This is a genomic window from Williamwhitmania taraxaci, from assembly GCF_900096565.1.
Classification (GTDB): domain Bacteria; phylum Bacteroidota; class Bacteroidia; order Bacteroidales; family Williamwhitmaniaceae; genus Williamwhitmania; species Williamwhitmania taraxaci.
The window spans coordinates 1-18,549 of the sequence record NZ_FMYP01000032.1 but is presented as its reverse complement, the minus strand read 5'-3'; the positions used below and the strand labels follow the sequence as shown (position 1 = coordinate 18,549).

Sequence of the window (18,549 nt, the reverse complement as noted above, 5' to 3'; positions counted from 1 at the left end):
CCATTTCATTCTTAAAACTATCATCGTTTTGCCTATCTTTGGCTTAGGATTGAACTCTGAAACGAGAATTGATTCTTAGTGAATTAGCAATAATTAAAAACGATCCATATGAACTATTCCGAAGACAAATCCTGGGAACATTTCGAGTCTGTTTTCAATGCTAAGCTGCCGGTTAAGGAAGCTTGGGGTAAAATCATCGATTTTCATGAGCAGTTAAAGCCCAAGAAATATTGGGATTCCCTGAGGCAGCTGGAGGTTGAGCCCGAGCAGGAAGAAATTAAGGAGTGGATGGCAGATATTGTTACCCTTTCGCCTATTCCGAAGGGTATTGCGGCCTTATGGATTGGTATTACCAAAATTTATGATGAGGAGGACAAGAAGGAGCTCTACGCCATCTACCTATCTGGAGCCAAGAGTTACGATAAGGATTACATCGATTGGGCGGTTAAATCTACCTATAAACCCGATGAAAATTTTGGTATTCTCGATGTGCTAAATCAAATGGATGAGATTATCAAGAAGGATAAGGATGACTACTCCTTCCTCGATTGGATATTGCCGCTGGCCTACTGTGCACTTACCTTAGATGAGATAATTCGAACTAAGAGCATGAATAAGCAACACTTCTTAAAGAACAACCCTAAACTCTTTGTCACCGTTGGCTTCGACGAAGGCGATTTTGTTAATCTAACGTCGATTGAGTAGCTAGCATTACGGTGACTTTTCTAGGTTTAATTTGCAACTATTTTTGGAAGAGCCTAAAGGTATATGCCTTTAGGCTCTACTGTCTTTCAAGTAAGTTACATTCCCTCGAATCAATCGCCAGGGATTTATCGGGCGGAGCAATTTAAACGCCTCATTCTGGCAACTGCATCAGAGCCTTAATCGATATTTTTTCTCGCACTTGTTAACCAATTCTCGGCCTTAAAGAATAACAATCTTTAAGTAAAGTGGATTGCTATTTTTCGTACCTTTGAAATTACCACAGGAGTTATAATGCCTTGGCTCAAATTGCTTAGGGGTCTATGTTATTAAGAGATATCGGATGTTTTAATCGTTTTCTATTCCAATGGATATGATAAATTTCGAAGCCTTATTTAAAATTTCTTACGGTTTATACCTAGTGTGCTCCGGCGATAAAAACAAGGGCAATGGGTTTGTGTCAAATACCGTATTTCAGGTAACCGCCAATCCACCACAGTTTGCTGCTTGCTGTAACAAGGATAACTATACGGCAGAAGTGATCAAAAAACATGGAGCGTTTTCTGTTTCGGTAATGGATAAGAATGCCTCCGCCGAAATGTTTGGAACTTTTGGATATCGGAGTGGTAAAGATTTCGATAAGATGGCCAACATGGATATTAAATACGGCGAAACCGGCGTTCCAATTGTGATGAATGATTGCGTTTCATATATGGAGTTAAGGGTTGTTCAAACCGTTGATGTGGGTACACACTTGATGTTTATTGGTGAGTTGATCAGTGCCGAGATTATTGATGATACCAAGGAGCCATTGACTTATCTCTACTATCGTGAGGTGAAGAAAGGTGTGGCACCCAAGAATGCTCCTACCTATGTTGATAAATCAAAGTTAATTGCCAAGCCTGCCCAATTGGAATTGAAGAGCTATAAATGTCTCGCCTGTGGATATATCTACGACGAGGCCGTCGAAAGTATAAGATTCAAGGATCTTCCCGACGATTGGATTTGCCCAGTATGTGGCTCCGAAAAATCGGATTTCATCGAAATTTAACTGATACGCGCTATGACAAAATCATTAAAAGGGACCAAAACAGAGCAGAATCTGTTGAAGGCATTTGCAGGAGAATCGCAAGCACGAAATCGTTATGATTTCTTTTCGAGCGTTGCAAAAAAAGAGGGTTATGAGCAGATTGCAGCCATATTTATGCAAACATCTCTTCAAGAAAAGGAGCATGCTAAGCGATTCTTTAAATTTCTTGAGGGTGGAATGACTGGGATTACAGCAACCTATCCATCAGGCATAATAGGAACCACAAAGGAAAATCTAAAAGCTGCTGCCGAAGGCGAAAATGAGGAGTGGACTACCTTATATCCAAACTTTGCTGAAATTGCAAAAGAAGAAGGTTTCCCTGAAGTCTCGGTGGCCTTTAAGATGATTGCAAAGGTAGAGGTAGAGCACGAGCGCCGATACTTAAAACTCCTCCAAAATATTTCGGAAGACAAGGTCTTTATGAAGGATGGAAAGGTTTGGTGGGAATGCCTCAATTGCGGCTACATTTACGAATCGGCAAAGGCACTGGAGACTTGTCCTGCTTGCCTGCATCCTAAGGCCTATATGCAGCTTTGGAGCGAGAATTATTAAAGGTAGACTCTTTTGGATTAAAGATACAAACCGGGGTTCATCTCCGGTTTTATTTTGATTTGGTGGCATTTATTTTTGCATTTATTCTCTCCTCGAGAGTATGATGTCGTTTTTGCAAAATCAGTTTAAGCCAACAAAATGTTTGTATTTATTCATTGCAAGAAAAGCTTTACAGAATAATCCGAAACACTTGTAAATTTGTTCAGTGAATTGCCTACCTTTGGATTAGGACTACCTGATGAAATAGTTTTTAACGAATACCGATTAGCCATGCAAACAGATAGTAAGAATACCCTATTTGATGCTTTCCCGGTATTGCACACCGAAAGACTTGATCTTATTGAGATAACGCAGGCACATTTGGCTGATCTCTTTAAACTGTTTAGAGACGAGGAGGTAACTCGGTTCTATAACCTTCTTCCGCTCAAATATGAGCACGAAGCTCAAAAACTTATTGATTGGTTTCAAAACCGATTTGCCGATAAACTTGGTATTCGGTGGGGCGTTGCCTTAAAGGGCAGTCAGAATATTATTGGAACTGTTGGCTTTAATAGTTTTACCAAGCACCACCGAGCCAATATTGGCTACGACCTACAACCAGACCATTGGAATAAGGGCTACATTACCGAGGCCTTACGAGCAGTTATTCATTTTGGGTTTAATCGGCTCGAGGTAAACCGAATTGAGGCAGAGGTTATGCCGCTGAACATTGTTTCGGACAAAGTGCTCGCCAAGTTGGGATTTACCAACGAAGGAATACTTCGTCAGTGGATGTTCTGGGACGATAAGCACTACGACATGAACATGTTCTCCCTTTTACGATCCGATAATCCTTTCTGTAAGGCGTAGTGCTTTCGTGTTTCTAGTTGTTGCTTTTGCCCAATCGCCACTATCTGACCGCATACACTGCTGGGTTTGTTAGTGTATGTTTATCGGGTTTTAGGATGTTTTACTATCTGTTTAATTTCCCTTCTCCCTAACCCCACAAAAAAACCAGAACTCTCGCTCCGGTTTTTCCATATATCGTTACTGTTTCATGGCTCTGTCCATTTCGCGCTTGGAGTCTTTGCTCTTTAGATCCTCGCGTTTATCGAATACTTTCTTACCCTTGGCAAGGGCAATGTCCACTTTGCAATATCCTTTTTCGTTTATGAAGAGTTTCAATGGAATAATGGTAAGCCCTTTTTCCTGCGATTTCTTCTTAAGCTTGATCAACTCCTTCTTGTTTAGGAGCAGCTTGCGCTCGCGGTTGGGATCATGGTTAAAGCGGTTGGCCCACCAATACTCGGCCACGTGCATTCCCTTTATCCAGAGATCGCCATTTACAAAGTAGCAATAGGCTTCCACCAAGCTTGCCTTGCCCATCCGGATCGATTTAATCTCCGTTCCGGTAAGTACAATTCCCGCTGTGAATGTCTCCATTAGTTCAAAAAGGAAAGTTGCCTTCTTGTTTCTAATAACTATTGGAGTGTAGCCTGTTCCCATGATCAGAATGAATTAGTAAAATAGTCCAAAAAAGCCTTTGATGATTACCAAGCAAACGGCAAGCACAGCGGCGTGAATAATAATGCTGATAAAGACAAAGCCAATAAGTTTCTCTTCGGCTATTTTTAACATCTCTTTCGCCCCAACCCAGAATAAGTAAATCCCATAAATGCAAAGGAGGTTGAAGATAAAATTGAGTTGTGGAATGATTAAAGCCAATGATCCGAATAAGAAAACCGGAGCGTAGGAGAAAATCATTAGGCGAAGCACCTTGTTGCTGTGCTCTTCCACCTCAAAGGAATGGGTGATTCGATCCAGTATGAGAGCTGTAGCAGCAACTGCAGCACCAAGGCTGGCTCCAATACCAATACCCAAAAAGATAGCCTCAAAGAACATATCTTCCCATATTACTCCACCAATAATACCCGCAATGGCAATTAGCGCCGCCATCGGTAGAAGGAACAATATCAGCAGATTATTGAAGTCGTAAGGAAGGGTTTCTATGGTTTTCCATTCCTGTTTTGGGTTAAGCATAAACTTGATAACGAATTCAAGCCTTTTAATCAATGTCATATTCTATTATTTAGCCGACAAATTTAGCTTATTTTTGACAGAGTTTTGCGCTCCGTATCCTTAACTGCTCAATTAGACATGGAAAACCTCGACCTAATTTCAATTATTGGACCAACAGCAGTTGGAAAGACTACTGTTGCTGCCCATTTGGCGGCAGTTCTCGATGGGGAAATCCTTTCGGCCGATTCGCGTCAGGTGTATCGGGGGATGGATCTGGGCACGGGAAAGGATTATGCCGATTACCTGGTAAATGGTAAGTCGATTCCATACCATCTTATCGATATTGTGGATGCCGGTTACAAGTATAGCGTTTTTGAATTCCAAAACGATTTTATAAAAGCCTATTACGATATTAAGCAGAGAGGCCGCATGCCCATTCTTTGCGGTGGAACGGGCATGTATATTGATGCGGTGGTAAAGGGTTATAAGTTAATGAAGGTTCCCATTAACGATGAATTGCGCAGCGAACTTGAACTGCTGCCCGAAATTGATCTTGAGGCTCGCCTTACTGCCCTTAAGAGTGTGCACAACCATACCGATTTTGATACGCGAAAACGGCTTATCCGAGCCATCGAGATTGAACTCTACCAGCAGGAACATCAGGTGGAGGCGATGGCCTATCCCCAAATCAAGAATATCTATTTTGGCATAACGGTTGATCGAAATACTCGCCGCAAGCGTATTACGGAGCGATTGCATACACGGTTAAGGGCGGGAATGGTTGAGGAGGTTGAGGCGCTCATTAAGGGGGGCGTTCCGGTGGAGACAATGCTGTTCTACGGCCTCGAGTATAAGTTTATTGCCATGTATATTCTTGACCAGATTACCTACGACCAAATGGTAGAGCAACTCAACGTTGCCATTCATCAATTTGCTAAACGACAGACAACCTGGTTCCGCAAAATGGAACGTGATGGTAATAACATTCATTTGATTGATGGAATGCTGCCGATGGAGGAGAAGATTGCTATTATTCTTCAGAAAATAGGTTGAATGGGGCAATGTGCCAGCGAGCCAATAAGCTAATGAAATGAACCAGTAATATGGTAATGCGACAATTAAGAAATAAAATTTTTTAGCAGTTAACTAGTTGTCGCATTGAATAATTAGTGTATTGACACATAGAGTAGAAGGGACATTAATCAACATCGAGTGTAGGATTTTTTCACGAAAAAATTGCTGTAACTGTAGGTTGTATCGAAAAAGTGGTTAATATTGCATCCTGACAAAAGCGAGAAAATGTATAATACTTCAAAATATTGGTGGCGTAATTTAATCACGGAATCCTGTGAGTGATACGCGCTATGCCTAAAAACCATTGATGCCCATTGCTACACGCGGTGGGCATTTTTTTTATAATAAACTCTGAATCATGAATGCAGTAAAGACTCAAGTAAATAAATATTGGTGGCGTCATACCTTCCCTCCCGGAAGCTGACGTACTATGCCATATCCTCAGGGGAAAGGGCTCGTCGGTTATCCGGCGAGCCCTTTTTTTGTGCGCCTATTATAAACTCAAAAAAATCTGCTATGACCCTTCATGTAATTAAAGAAACCATGCTTGCCGATTTGGTTACTCCGGTGAGTATCTACCTCAAGTTAAGGGATGTATATCCCGGAGCCTTTCTGCTCGAGAGTAACGATTATGAGCAACCGGAGACCAGCCGCTCTTTTATCTGCGTGATGCCCATAGCCTCGGTTAAGGTGTTGAAGGGTGTTGCCACAGGTCGGTTCCGAAACCAACCTCCACTGGTGAGCAATATTCAGGAGCGCGGAAACCTTGTCTCCTTCCTCGAAAAATTCCTTTACTCATTTAAGGTTGAGGGCGAACGGGTCGATTTCAATGGCTTTTACGGCTATACCTCCTACGATGCGATTAAATATTTCGAAAAGGTTAATGTTCGTGGAGACGAATCCCTTCCAGAGATGGATTACCGGCTCTTTAGGATTATGATCTCGGTAAATCAGCTGAGTAACGAGCTGATCATTGCCGAAAACCTGGTCGATAATGAACCTAGCCGTATTCCCGAGATCGTAGCATTGCTCACCAACCGACGCGTACCCCTATTCCCTTTCGAATGCTGTGGGGAGGAGGTCGCCGCATCTTCCGATGAGCACTTCAAGGGTATGGTGACCAAGGCCAAGCAGCATTGCCAGCGCGGCGATGTTTTCCAACTGGTTACTTCACGGCTATTTAGTCAGAAATTTTTGGGTGATGAGTTTAATGTTTACCGTAGCTTACGTTCCATTAACCCTTCACCCTATCTCTTCTATTTCGACTTAGGTAGCCGCCGGCTCTTTGGTAGCAGTCCTGAGACGCAAGTTAAGGTCTACGATAATAAGGTTGAGGTGAATCCCATTGCGGGAACCTTTCGTCGAACTGGTAATGTGGATTTAGATAAGATCTTGGCTGAGCGTCTACTTGCCGATCCTAAGGAGAATGCCGAGCATGTTATGCTAGTCGATTTGGCACGTAACGATCTAAGCAGAAATGCCCAAGAGGTTTCGGTGGATGTGTTTAGAGTCGTTAAACAGTACTCTCATGTTATTCACCTTGTCTCGACGGTCAGCGGAAAGATAAAGAGTGGGCGAACAGGCATTCGTGTTTTCGCCGATACCTTTCCTGCAGGAACTCTTTCGGGTGCGCCTAAGGTAAAGGCGATGGAACTTATTGAGCAGTATGAGGCGTCACCCAGGGGCTACTACGGTGGTTGCGTTGGATTTTTTGGGCTCGATGGTTCCATAAACCAAGCCATTACCATACGCAGCTTTCTGAGTCAGGATAACACTCTTTTCTACCGCGCAGGTGCCGGGGTGGTAGCCGATTCCACCGAAGAGTCGGAATTGCAAGAGGTCGATAATAAGTTGATGGCACTTCGTAAAGCCATTGAAAATGCGCATAATCTTTAAATCGTAAAGACATGAATGTATTAATAATAGATAATTACGACTCCTTTACCTACAACCTTGTGCATATGGTAGAGGCGTTAACCGGAAAGCAGGTTACCGTTGCTCGGAACGATGAAATTTCACTCGATGCCATTGAACCATTCGACAAGATTTTGCTTTCACCTGGCCCTGGAATTCCCAGCGAGGCTGGAAGTCTAAAAGCCATTATCGAACGGTTTGCTCCTGCCAAAAGCATACTGGGTGTATGCTTAGGCATGCAGGCTATTGCGGAGGTATTTGGTGGTCGCTTAGAGAATATGGGCAAGGTAGTGCATGGCTTTGCCGATGATGTTTTAGTGGGAGAACCCCACGATAGAATATTTGCCGGAATGCCCAATACTTTTCGGGCAGGACGCTACCACAGTTGGGTGGTAAGCAAGAGTGAATTGCCCGCCAGCCTAAGGGTCACTGCCACCAATTCTGAGGGTTTAGTTATGGCCATTTCTCATAGCAGTTTCGATGTAAGGGGGGTTCAGTTTCACCCGGAGAGCGTTCTTACGCAGCATGGACTTGCCATGATTGCCAACTGGTTAGATTCTCCAACTTCGGGTGGCGTAGTTTTGCCTGCAAAGGGGAGTCGATCCTTCGATTTTGATGGAATATCATTTGGTTTAACCTGTTAACTGGAGCTACGATGAAAGCAACAATAAACGAACTGTTTCAACAAAAACTTTTTAGTAGACACCAAGCCTCGGAGATGCTGGTGAATATGACCAATGGAACCTTCTCTTCGGCCCAGACGGCAGCTCTGCTTGCCACTTTTCAGGTGCGAGGAATTACAGTAGATGAATTGGCTGGATTCCGGGATGCCCTTCGCGATATGTGCCTTAGGGTAAACTTATCGGAATTTGATACGATCGATCTATGCGGAACCGGTGGCGACGGCAAGGATACCTTCAATATATCTACCCTCGCTTCCTTTGTGACGGCTGCGGCAGGAATAAAAGTATCTAAGCATGGGAATTACGGCGTGTCTTCGGTGTGTGGCTCCTCCAATATTCTCGAATACTATGGCTACCGTTTCTCGGCCGATACCTGTAAACTTAAGCGCGAACTCGATCAGGCGGGGATTTGCTTTTTACACGCCCCGCTGTTCAATATCGCCATGAAAAATGTGGCCGACGTGCGCAAACAACTTGGCGTTAGGACTATCTTTAATATGCTTGGGCCATTGGTAAACCCCTCTTTCCCCAAGGCGCAGATGGTTGGCGTGTTTAGCGCTGAGTTGGCTCGGATATACGCATACCTCTTTCAGCAAGAGGATAAGCCCTTTGCCGTAGTGTATAGCCTCGATGGTTACGATGAGGTTTCGCTCACCTCGCCATTTAAGTTCTTCAGCAATAAGGGTGAAGAGTTGATTGACCCCGAGGATTTACACCTACCTGAACTGGACGAGTGCGATTTGGCGGGAGGTACAACCGTGGAGGAGTCGGCCCAACTCTTTCTTCGAATCATAAAAGGAGAGGGAAGCAGCGTTCAAAATGCTGTTGTTTCGGCTAATGCAGGAATTGCCATTAGCGTTAAGACCCCAAGTAAATCGATGGAGGAGTGCATAGGCATTGCTCGTGAGGTAATAGAGTCGGGGAAGGCCTATAAAAGTTTCGAAACATTAATGAATTTAAACCGATAGATCACATGGATAGTATACTAAATACCATTGCCGCAAAGAAATTGGTAGAGGTTGCCGAGCGGGAGCAGCTCTACCCAATAAAGCTATTGGAGAAGAGTATTTACTTCGCCACGCAGCCCGTTTCGCTTAGGAAATACCTAACTCGCCCCGATAAGAGTGGGGTGATCGCGGAGTTTAAGCGAAAATCGCCATCGCTTGGTGCCATTAATCCTTACGCCGATGTGGCAAAGGTTTCAGTGGGTTATATGCAAGCGGGTGCTTCGGCACTTTCGATACTTGCCGAGGGAAACTATTTTGGCGGCAACTTGGAGCATGTAACCAAAGCTCGGCGGCTGAACTATTGCCCCATTCTTCAGAAGGATTTTATGCTAAAGCCCTATCAAATATATGAGGCAAAGGCAAGCGGTGCCGATGCTATTCTCCTGATTGCTGCATTACTTTCCATTGCTGAAACAAAGACAATGGCCCAGTTGGCTCATTCATTAGGGCTCGAAGTATTAGTGGAGATCCATTCGAAGGAGGAGTTGCCCTATGCTGAGTTTGCCGATATCGTTGGCGTAAACAACCGCAATTTGAAGGATATGGCTGTATCTGTTGAACAGTCGTTAAATCTCCTACCACTTCTTCCAAAAGAGATGGTGAAGATTAGCGAGAGTGGAATTCATTCGCCCGAAATGGCGGCGATGCTTAAGCGCGAAGGGTTTAACGGTTTCTTGATTGGTGAGCGATTCATGCGCGAGGCCGATCCGGTGCAAGCTTGCAGGGAGTTTATTAATCGTCTTCAAACGCTAACTTCAACAATTGAATGCTATGATAGTGAAGGTTTGCGGGCTTAATAGCCAAGCGAATGCCCTCGATGTGGTTTTGGCTGGTGCCGATATGGTTGGTTTTATCTTCCATCCGGCTTCACCACGGCTAATACTGCAGCCGTTTGGTGCCGAATTTAATGGGTCGATTCCTTCCTTCGTAAAGCGGGTTGGAGTATTTGTGAATGCATCACTAGAGGAGGTTTTGATTGCCAACGCGAACTACTCCCTCGATATTGTGCAGCTGCATGGCGAAGAGAATACTGATTACTGTGCTCGTTTGATGGATATGGGGATTCCGGTTATTAAAGCATTCTCGGTAGATGAACGTTTCGATTTCCGCATTACTAATGCATTTCACCCATACTGCACGATGTTTTTATTCGATGCTTCGGGGCGCAATAGAGGCGGAAACGGTATCTCGTTCAGTTGGGATTTACTCAACAGCTATGTGGGAGAAACGCCATTTCTTTTAAGCGGAGGAATCTCTATCCATCACCTTCCTACAATTAATGAGATGAAGCATCCGGCCATGGTTGGGGTCGATATTAATAGCCGATTCGAAATTTCACCAGGCGTGAAGGATATAGCCAAGGTGAGAGAATTTGTTGAGGGTATTCAGAAAAAGAAACTGAAAGTGACTGGACACGACGAGAGATAAACACATAATCTGGTAGATGTTAACCTATCGCTTATAACTTAAAAATCACAAGGAATGACTATAAAAACTAACAATGGATATTACGGCCGCTTTGGCGGAGCCTACATACCCGAGTTGCTCTTTCGAAATGTAAATGAATTGCAGTTACGCTACGTCGAACTGTTGGAGTCCGATGCATTTAAAGCTGAGTATGCCTCCCTGCTCACAAACTATGTAGGACGTCCATCACCGCTTTACTTTGCTCGGCGACTTTCTGAGAGGTATGGGGCCCGAATTTACCTGAAGCGGGAGGATTTAAACCATACCGGATCGCATAAAATCAACAATGCCATTGGCCAGATATTGCTTGCTAAGGCCATGGGTAAGCACCGAATTATTGCTGAAACGGGTGCTGGACAGCACGGCGTGGCTACGGCTACCGTGTGTGCTCTCATGGGTTTAGAGTGTGTTGTTTATATGGGCGAAATTGATGTGAAGCGTCAGCAGCCTAATGTTCAGCGTATGGAATATCTCGGGGCCAAGGTGGTGGCGGTTACCAGCGGTAGCCGCACGCTGAAGGATGCTACCAACGAGGCTATTCGCGACTGGATTAATAACTCCGAGGATACCTACTATCTTATTGGTTCTGTCATTGGCCCACATCCATATCCCGACATAGTGCTAAGGTTACAATCTGTGATTTCGAAGGAAATTTCCGAACAGTTGCTCACCCATGAAGGGAGAACTAGCCCTGATTATGTGGTTGCCTGTGTTGGAGGTGGTAGTAATGCTGCAGGAGCATTCAGCCACTTTATTGGAGACACATCGGTTAAACTTATTGGAGTTGAGGCGGCTGGAAACGGTGTTGAATCAGGTGATACTGCTGCCACGCTGGCTTGTGGCAGTCAAGGAATGATTCACGGTTGCCTTACCTACCTCATGCAAACCTCCGATGGGCAAATCATTGAGCCTTACTCCATTTCGGCAGGGCTTGATTATCCGGGTATTGGCCCGTTGCATGCATATTTAAATGAAACCGGTGGTGCCACCTACCTATCTGTAACCGACAGTGAGGCTATGAATGCCGGAAGATTGCTTACCCGTTTGGAAGGGATAATTCCAGCTATTGAATCGGCTCATGCGCTCGCTGTCCTGAATAAACTTACGTTTCGGAGTACCGATGTTGTGGTAGTAAACCTCAGTGGGCGTGGCGACAAGGATATGGACACTTACCTAAACTATAATGGCTATGAACAGAATTGATGCACTTTTCTCTACAAAGGAGAGCAATATACTTTCGGTATTCTTTACGGCTGGATATCCTCGGCGCGACACTACCGTCGAAATTGCCCATGCGCTTCAGTTGGCCGGTGTCGATCTTATTGAGATTGGCATGCCTTTTTCCGATCCTATGGCCGATGGACCAATTATTCAGCACTCCAGCAAGGTTGCCCTCGAAAACGGAATAACCATTGAACTCCTTTTCTCCCAGTTGGAAACTCTTCGGGCGAAAGTCGCAATTCCTGTTGTTCTAATGGGTTACTTCAATCCGGTTCTGAAGTTTGGTGTCGAAAGATTTTTGAAGCGTTGCCAGGAGTGTGGCGTTGATGGGGTAATCATTCCCGATATGCCTCTCGATGTTTTTGATGCTCAGTATGCCGAAGCCTTTTCCCAATATGGCATCTACAATATTCTTCTGGCAACTCCCACCGCAGAACCCGCTCGTATCGAGATGCTGGCGAAGCAATCGCAGGGCTTTATCTATATGGTTTCGTCGGGGGTAACAACTGGAGGAACTTTGGATGCGAAGCGCTTTGAACAGCTTCGGACTGCTACCTCAATTGCCAATAGGTATAAACCACTCTTGGTTGGGTTTGGTGTTTCGAACCACCAAGACTTTGATGTGGCAGCCCAGTATGGCCGTGGTGCAGTGGTTGGATCGGCATTTGTAAAGATGCTGGAACAATCTGACAACTTGACTAATGACATCAAAATATTTGTAAAAAGTATAGTTGGTTGAAGTAGTTTCAAATAGGCTGGAGCCATTCTAAATTACTTAACTTAAATCGCTAAACTCCTTATTAAAATGGTTATTCAACTTAAACAAGATATCACAGAGCCGCAGCGTGCGGCTATATCGCAGGAACTGGAGCGTGCTGGTTACTCTTTTCGTGAGGTAATCACCAGCATTGCTTGCTACTGGGTGGCCATTGGCAATAACGATATGGATATCCGGTCCATTGGAAACTTACCGGGGATTACCGATATTCACCGGGTTACCGATAGCTACAAGCTGGTTTCGGGCATGTGGAAACTTACCCCCAGCAGCATTCCGCTAGGGAATGGGATTAGCATAGGTGGGGGCAATTTTACCATAATGGCTGGCCCATGCTCCATCGAAAATGACGCGCAGGTGAGTGAGGTTGCAGGCTTTCTAAAGTCCAATGGAGTGTTTGTTATGCGAGGTGGCGTTTTCAAACCACGCAGTTCGCCCTATTCCTTTCGAGGAGTTGGGATTGAAGGGCTCCGCTACTTTCACTCCATCTGCAAACTCAATGGTGTATTGGTGGTTTCGGAGGTAATGGAACCCGACCAAATAGAGGCGATGTATCCCTATATCGACATCTTTCAGGTAGGAACGCGCAATGCGCAAAACTTTAGCCTTCTCGATGCGCTAGGCAGGGTAGATAAACCCGTGATGATAAAGCGCGGATTCTCGGGAACCATCGAAGAGTTGCTTTACTCGGCCGAGTATGTGTTCTCGGGAGGAAACGAAAAGATCATCCTTTGCGAGCGGGGTATTCGAACATTCGAAAAGGCCTATCGAAACACTCTCGATTTGAACGCGGTGCCTATTCTTAAACAGAAATCGCATCTTCCAGTGGTGGTCGATCCCTCTCATGGAACGGGAATTCGTAATTTAGTGGAACCCATGTCGCTGGCAGCAGTAATGGCCGGAGCCGATGGCGTTATTGTGGAGATTCACCGAGAGCCTGAAAAGGCTTATTCCGATGGAATTCAATCGCTCTGTTACAGTGAGGCCGAGCAACTCTTCGATAGGTTGAGGCAAACGGTTTCCCTAAAATCAACGTTTGGACTTTCATAGACCATTCCTGTTCCAGACTTAGCGTTGCACTGATCGGGAAGTGAAAAAGGGAAGCCATTTGGCTCCCCTTTCTTAAATAATCACGTTAACCTACTTCTTAAGGTATTTATCCAACCAGCTGAAGAACTCTCGTTGCCAGATAACTGCATTTTGTGGTTTGGTCACAAAGTGAGTCTCGGTAGGGTAAACCAATAGTTTACTAGGTACACCTTGAAGTTGAGCCGCGTTGAACGCCTGTAAGCCTTCGGTGTATGGAATGCGTAGATCCATCTCGCCAACCACAATCATGATTGGGGTATCCCAGTTGCCCACCAACTTGTGAGGGCTATTGGCGTAGGTGCGCTGAGCCACCTTGTTGTTCTTATCCCAGTATGCTCCACCAAAGTCGTTGTTAGGGAAGAATGTCTCCTCTGTGCCTGCGTAGAAACTCTCGAAGTTGAACATACCATTGTGAGCAATGAACACTTTGAAACGCTTTTGGTGCGTGCCGGCAAGATAGTAAACTGAGTATCCACCGTAGCTAGCACCCACACAGCCGAGTCGGTTCTCATCTACCCACTTTTCTTGCTTCACATTATCTATAGCGCTAAGGTAGTCCTTAATATTCTGTCCACTATAATCACCTGATATCTGCTCGTTCCAAGCCTTTCCAAACGATGGAACACCGCGACGGTTAGGAGCTACAATTACGTAGTCGTTAGCCGCCATAATTTGGAAGTTCCAGCGGAAGCTCCAGTTTTGGCTAACGGTGCTTTGAGGTCCACCTTGGCAGTAGAGTAGGGCAGGGTAAACCTTGGTGCTATCGAAGTTTGGAGGAAGAATTACCCAGGTAAGCATATCCTTTCCATCGGTAGTCTTAATCCAGCGCTCCACCGATTTGCCCATCTTGATGTGACGGTAAATGTGCTCGTTGGTCTTGGTAAGCTGGGTTTCGGTACCGGTAGCCTCATCTACAGTGAAGAATTCCGGAGCCATGCTCATAGACATCTTCTCACCAAGAAGCACATCTCCACGTTTTTGTGCAAATACGTAGTTGTGCATTCCTTTGGTGATTTGGGCTATTTGTTTCGAGGCAACATTAATTTTGTAGAGCTGCTCTGTTCCTTTTATACCGCTAGCAAAGTAGATATCTTGGCTGTTGGGAGCCCAGTCGAATTGCTCTACGTTTTGGTCGAAGCCATTGGTGAGGTATGTCTTTGTACCGGTAGTCAACTCCATAACGAATAGGCGCTTTTGATCCGATTCGTATCCGTTTTTTTCCATACTCCACCAAGCCAGATACTTTCCGTCGGGAGAGTAGGCCGGATTTCGATCGTAACCCATGTTCTCCGTGGTAATGTTTTTGGTTTCACCGCTCTCGAGGTTATAGAGGTATAAATCGGAGTTGGTGCTCACAGCATACTCTTTGCCAATCAACTTCTTGGAGACGTATACGATGTTCTTTCCATCGGGGCTCCACTGCACCTCGGCAATATCGAAGTCGGTAGCCATTGGCGTATCCCATGCCTCATCTTTATTAATGTCCTTTGCCTCACCAATGTTTCCCTTTGCGAAGTTGGCTACAAACACATGGCTATAGGAGCCATCTTCCCAGTAGTTCCAGTGGCGATACATGAGTTGCTCAATGATGCGCACGTTGGCTTTGGGCATGTCGGGGTGCTTGTCGATGGTTGCCATATCCACCTTCACATCCATGGCGTAAAGGATTTTGTCCTCCAATGGAGAGATGTTGAACCCATTGATATCGCCATCTACTTTAGAAAGTTGTTTGAGATCTTCGCCAGTAGCCGTAATTTCCCAAAGTTGGGACGAACCGCTGCGGGTGGAAAGGAATCGGATAGATTTTCCGTCGGCACTCCACTGTGGGTTCGATTCGGAACCAGTGGCATCGGTAAGTTTTACTGGGTTGCCGCCCGAGGTGGGTATTACGTATAGGTTTGTAACGCCCTTGTTATCCTTGAGATTGTAGTAGGATATGGTATAGGCAAGGGTTTTTCCATCGGGGGAGAGGGCGGGGGAGCCAACTCGACCAAATTTCCAAAGGATTTCAGGTGAAAGAATTCCTTTACTGATCTCATCTGCGGTTAAGGCAGTATCGATTGTAAATGTGGCATCGGTTGATGCAATTTCCTTCTTGCTGTCGCACGACCATAGCGATGTCATAAGCGCCATACCGATTAGCGTTAGTTTTAAGGTTGATTTTTTCATTACGTAATGGGTTTGTGATTTCGGTGTGAATTTATCCTTATTTTTTGAAGATTATATCTATACATAGAGTGATTTTGATATATAATTCATCCAAGCCATCCTTAGAGGATTCCGAAGGGAAAGGATTATAGGTTAATCTGCTTTATTCTCAGAACGGAGGGGTTAGTTTGCGTGTTCTGGCGTTGCCGTAATGCCACACAACGGTGTAAATAGACTCAAGACCTGAAACCCGCTTCATTCCTGAATTATTTATTCCTTTCGCTTTGGTTGTTTTGATGAAAGGGTTAAGTTTGTGTTGCATCTATTAGCCGAAATAAACACCAAGTGTATGGTTAGATGCGACACAGAACTAAATAAAGTATGGTGACCGTATTTATAAATTGGAACATCGACCCTGAGATCATAAAGTTATTCGGAGTGTTTTCTATCCGGTATTACAGCCTTCTGTTTTTGACAGGATTGTTTTTGGGCTATTATATTGTGAAACGAATTTACATCAAAGAGAATTTGCCAATTGAAAAATTGGAAAAACTAGCTATTTTTATTTTCATTGGGACAATCGTCGGTGCAAGATTTGGTCATTGTTTATTTTATGAGCCAGAGTATTATTTCAAACAACCACTGGAAATAATCCTACCATTTAGATGGGATGCCGGCGGGAGATTCGAATTCACAGGTTTTCAAGGTCTAGCAAGCCATGGAGGTGCAATAGGTGTATTGACTGCCATTGTGTTGTATTGCAAAAAGTATCATACTAACTTTTTGTGGGTGTTAGACAAAGTTGCAATTGCAACACCTGTAACAGGAGCATTTATTCGTTTTGGCAATTTCATGAACTCAGAAATCATTGGTGAACCCACGGGCTCAAATTACGGCATCGTTTTTCAAAGAGTCGATTTATTGCCTAGACATCCAACTCAACTCTATGAAGCTTTCTTATACTTGACAATTTTTCTTGTTTTATACAGGATATATTCTAACCAAAAAACTAAAAGACAGAACGGCTATGTTTTTGGATTGTTTCTAGTTCTGTTATTTGGAGCACGATTTATATTAGAATTTTTAAAGATTAATCAGGTTGATTTTGAGAACGGAATGATTTTAAATATGGGTCAACTTTTGAGTATCCCGTTTATTTTGAGTGGCATTGGATTAATCATTTGGAAAAGGACACCTGTGCATAACAGCAAACAACATGGTAATACGGGCAGTTCTGATTTGTTGGTGGGAAATTAGGATTCTAAAGTGCAACATTTGTCAGGCGTTTACCGGTAAAATTACACTCTGCGCATAGAGGCGTGATGTTATCGATAATGCAGAAAGAAATCTCAATTAAGATTTTAACGTTCAAGTAATTTTTTTCTTCTTATAGTGCGGAAACAGCCGGAGGGAGCGGCAATATGTTTCGTAGAGTAGGAGTAAGTTCAATAGTATTTTACAAAAAGAGTGTCAAAGTATTTGTTAGAAACAAGATTTATAACTTTGACCTATGGAACGAAAAAAGAGAACACTCCATCCGCGACTATCTAAATTTATTTAGGATGAAACGCCTCGGCCTGTTTCGCCATTACCTATTCTTTTTTGCTACTGCTTACACTTTCGGCTTTCAGCGAAGGATTAGCCTTTATTATTTGGGGGAAACGCACGCCCTATTCTATCCGTCAACCGTTGGCGGCAAAGAAACCTATTAATATTTTGTGTTGAATGTGTAGCGTTATAATAAAAACAAATGTATATTTCGTAAATATTGGTTATTTTAAACTAACTAAAACCCAGGACGATGAAGACATTTTTTTTAGGTGCATTTATGTTGATTAGTTCATTAGCGTTTTCTCAAAACATACCGTTACTGTATTCGTGGAACGATTATCAAGGAGCCTATTCGGTTGCTGCAATTGAGGAAGATGGCGCTAATTTCAAAATCTTTAGAATTGAGACCGTTTCTATTGAAATGCTAAAAGCAAGAAAAAGAGATGATTTGGTAATTGTTCTCTCGAATAAAGGATTGAAACACTGTAATAATGTTGAAGTTTTGGAGGTGAGCAAAGTTGGCGAAAAACAATCGCTAAGGAAACAATATTGGATGCTACCTGGTAATGCTGTGATAAATCCAGACAGTAAACCTAACCAGTTCTTTTCGGAGATTGAGATAAGCCGAATGTTTCCTAAAATGTTTCGAACAGAAGCTCCCCCTAAATACACTTTTGAAAACAGAAGGATTAAAACCTATGCCTTTGATACGTATTATCAACAGTATTTTCTTTCTAAAAGTGATCTGATAACCTGTGAACATCCAACACGAAAAGATAAACAAGCATCAAATGCTACTTACAATACCAATTTCGATGCAGTATCAAATAGTATCATTGCAGCCTATCCTGCCGAAAAAAATGAAGATGATAAGTATTTCAGTTTTAAGAATTATGAGATAGTAATAACTTCTCCATCCTGTACTACCTTATATCCGCAACATAAAAGCATAAAATAATCGGGAACCCCTGTAATAATAATCATCACAAGGCTTTCCCGATTAAAATATTTTCACCTACTTAGGTGAAAACTAGATAAAACGGTCGAAGTTGTGCCACCCATTTCGGTTCAAGTTGTGCCAGGCGTTTCGGTCGAAGTTGTGCCACTTTTTTAGGTGCATTTAGGCTATTGTTTCGGTCGAAGTTGCGCCACCCGTTTCGACGCAAATTGCGCCATTGAGCCATTGAAAGGAATGATTTCTATCTTATCGCTGAAACTTAAATCAGGGATATGGCCGCAAAGAAGATAGATATCATGGATGTACGACAATTAATTCAG

18 protein-coding genes are annotated in these 18,549 nt (G+C 43.7%); 15 read left to right on the top strand and 3 right to left on the bottom strand.

All coding sequences use genetic code 11. The annotated features are described in order from the left end of the window. The first annotated feature begins 108 nt into the window (after positions 1-108). From BLS65_RS09585 to BLS65_RS09570, 4 genes are all read left to right on the top strand, one after another. Complete coding sequence (locus tag BLS65_RS09585; protein ID WP_092438365.1) at positions 109-705, top strand: hypothetical protein; 597 nt, start codon at positions 109-111, stop codon at positions 703-705. Between the two features lie 370 nt (positions 706-1,075). After that, the gene (locus tag BLS65_RS19035; RefSeq protein WP_170830065.1) at positions 1,076-1,753 is read left to right on the top strand and encodes a flavin reductase; all 678 of its coding nucleotides are present in this window, start codon (positions 1,076-1,078) and stop codon (positions 1,751-1,753) included. 12 nt (positions 1,754-1,765) lie between these two features. Beyond that, entirely contained in the window at positions 1,766-2,344 is a 579-nt protein-coding gene (rbr, locus tag BLS65_RS09575) for a rubrerythrin (protein ID WP_092438361.1), read from the top strand. Positions 2,345-2,542: 198 nt separating this feature from the next. Further along, on the top strand, positions 2,543-3,193 hold the full coding sequence (locus tag BLS65_RS09570; RefSeq protein ID WP_212590524.1) for a GNAT family N-acetyltransferase: 651 nt from the start codon (positions 2,543-2,545) through the stop codon (positions 3,191-3,193). Between the two features lie 177 nt (positions 3,194-3,370). On the opposite strand, the gene smpB is transcribed toward BLS65_RS09570, so the two are convergent. Together smpB and BLS65_RS09560 are read right to left on the bottom strand one after the other, a co-directional pair. After that, the gene (gene smpB, locus BLS65_RS09565) at positions 3,371-3,829 is read right to left on the bottom strand and encodes an SsrA-binding protein SmpB (RefSeq protein ID WP_092438357.1); all 459 of its coding nucleotides are present in this window, start codon (positions 3,827-3,829) and stop codon (positions 3,371-3,373) included. Between the two features lie 12 nt (positions 3,830-3,841). Then, the gene (locus tag BLS65_RS09560) at positions 3,842-4,402 is read right to left on the bottom strand and encodes a YIP1 family protein (protein WP_092438355.1); all 561 of its coding nucleotides are present in this window, start codon (positions 4,400-4,402) and stop codon (positions 3,842-3,844) included. A gap of 78 nt (positions 4,403-4,480) precedes the next feature. On the opposite strand from BLS65_RS09560, the gene miaA reads away from it, so the two are divergent. The 9 genes from miaA to aroF all read left to right on the top strand — a co-directional run bounded on the left by miaA (position 4,481) and on the right by aroF (position 13,533). Then, positions 4,481-5,395 carry a tRNA (adenosine(37)-N6)-dimethylallyltransferase MiaA gene (gene miaA / locus BLS65_RS09555; protein WP_092438353.1) on the top strand — a complete coding sequence of 305 codons (915 nt, stop codon included), beginning with the start codon at positions 4,481-4,483 and terminating at the stop codon, positions 5,393-5,395. A 537-nt stretch (positions 5,396-5,932) separates the two neighbouring features. Beyond that, complete coding sequence (locus tag BLS65_RS09550; RefSeq protein ID WP_092438351.1) at positions 5,933-7,312, top strand: anthranilate synthase component I family protein; 1,380 nt, start codon at positions 5,933-5,935, stop codon at positions 7,310-7,312. An 11-nt stretch (positions 7,313-7,323) separates the two neighbouring features. Further along, complete coding sequence (locus BLS65_RS09545; protein WP_092438349.1) at positions 7,324-7,974, top strand: anthranilate synthase component II; 651 nt, start codon at positions 7,324-7,326, stop codon at positions 7,972-7,974. Positions 7,975-7,985: 11 nt separating this feature from the next. Continuing rightward, positions 7,986-8,981, top strand: coding sequence for an anthranilate phosphoribosyltransferase (trpD, locus tag BLS65_RS09540; RefSeq protein ID WP_092438347.1), 996 nt, complete (start codon positions 7,986-7,988; stop codon positions 8,979-8,981). Positions 8,982-8,986: 5 nt separating this feature from the next. Beyond that, positions 8,987-9,817, top strand: coding sequence for an indole-3-glycerol phosphate synthase TrpC (locus tag BLS65_RS09535; RefSeq protein ID WP_092438344.1), 831 nt, complete (start codon positions 8,987-8,989; stop codon positions 9,815-9,817). Further along, positions 9,792-10,448 (top strand): phosphoribosylanthranilate isomerase, encoded by a 657-nt coding sequence (locus BLS65_RS09530; RefSeq protein WP_092438342.1) that lies wholly within the window; start codon positions 9,792-9,794, stop codon positions 10,446-10,448. The genes BLS65_RS09535 and BLS65_RS09530 overlap by 26 nt, the downstream gene beginning before the upstream one ends. 54 nt (positions 10,449-10,502) lie before the next feature. Beyond that, a complete protein-coding gene (trpB, locus tag BLS65_RS09525; protein WP_092438340.1) occupies positions 10,503-11,690 on the top strand; it encodes a tryptophan synthase subunit beta in 1,188 nt (395 codons plus the stop codon). Beyond that, positions 11,677-12,447: a tryptophan synthase subunit alpha gene (gene trpA, locus BLS65_RS09520; RefSeq protein ID WP_212590523.1), complete on the top strand. Its 771-nt coding sequence runs from the start codon at positions 11,677-11,679 to the stop codon at positions 12,445-12,447. Before trpB ends, trpA begins: the two co-directional genes overlap by 14 nt. Positions 12,448-12,513: 66 nt before the next feature. After that, on the top strand, positions 12,514-13,533 hold the full coding sequence (gene aroF / locus BLS65_RS09515; RefSeq protein ID WP_092438336.1) for a 3-deoxy-7-phosphoheptulonate synthase: 1,020 nt from the start codon (positions 12,514-12,516) through the stop codon (positions 13,531-13,533). A 90-nt stretch (positions 13,534-13,623) separates the two neighbouring features. On the opposite strand, the gene BLS65_RS09510 is transcribed toward aroF, so the two are convergent. Continuing rightward, positions 13,624-15,741: a dipeptidyl-peptidase Dpp5 gene (locus tag BLS65_RS09510; RefSeq protein ID WP_244500683.1), complete on the bottom strand. Its 2,118-nt coding sequence runs from the start codon at positions 15,739-15,741 to the stop codon at positions 13,624-13,626. Positions 15,742-16,101: 360 nt separating this feature from the next. On the opposite strand from BLS65_RS09510, the gene lgt reads away from it, so the two are divergent. Together lgt and BLS65_RS09500 are read left to right on the top strand one after the other, a co-directional pair. After that, positions 16,102-16,977, top strand: a complete 876-nt coding sequence (gene lgt, locus BLS65_RS09505; RefSeq protein ID WP_092438334.1) for a prolipoprotein diacylglyceryl transferase — start codon at positions 16,102-16,104, stop codon at positions 16,975-16,977. A gap of 544 nt (positions 16,978-17,521) precedes the next feature. Next, positions 17,522-18,229: a hypothetical protein gene (locus BLS65_RS09500; protein ID WP_092438332.1), complete on the top strand. Its 708-nt coding sequence runs from the start codon at positions 17,522-17,524 to the stop codon at positions 18,227-18,229. Positions 18,230-18,549: the final 320 nt, after the last annotated feature.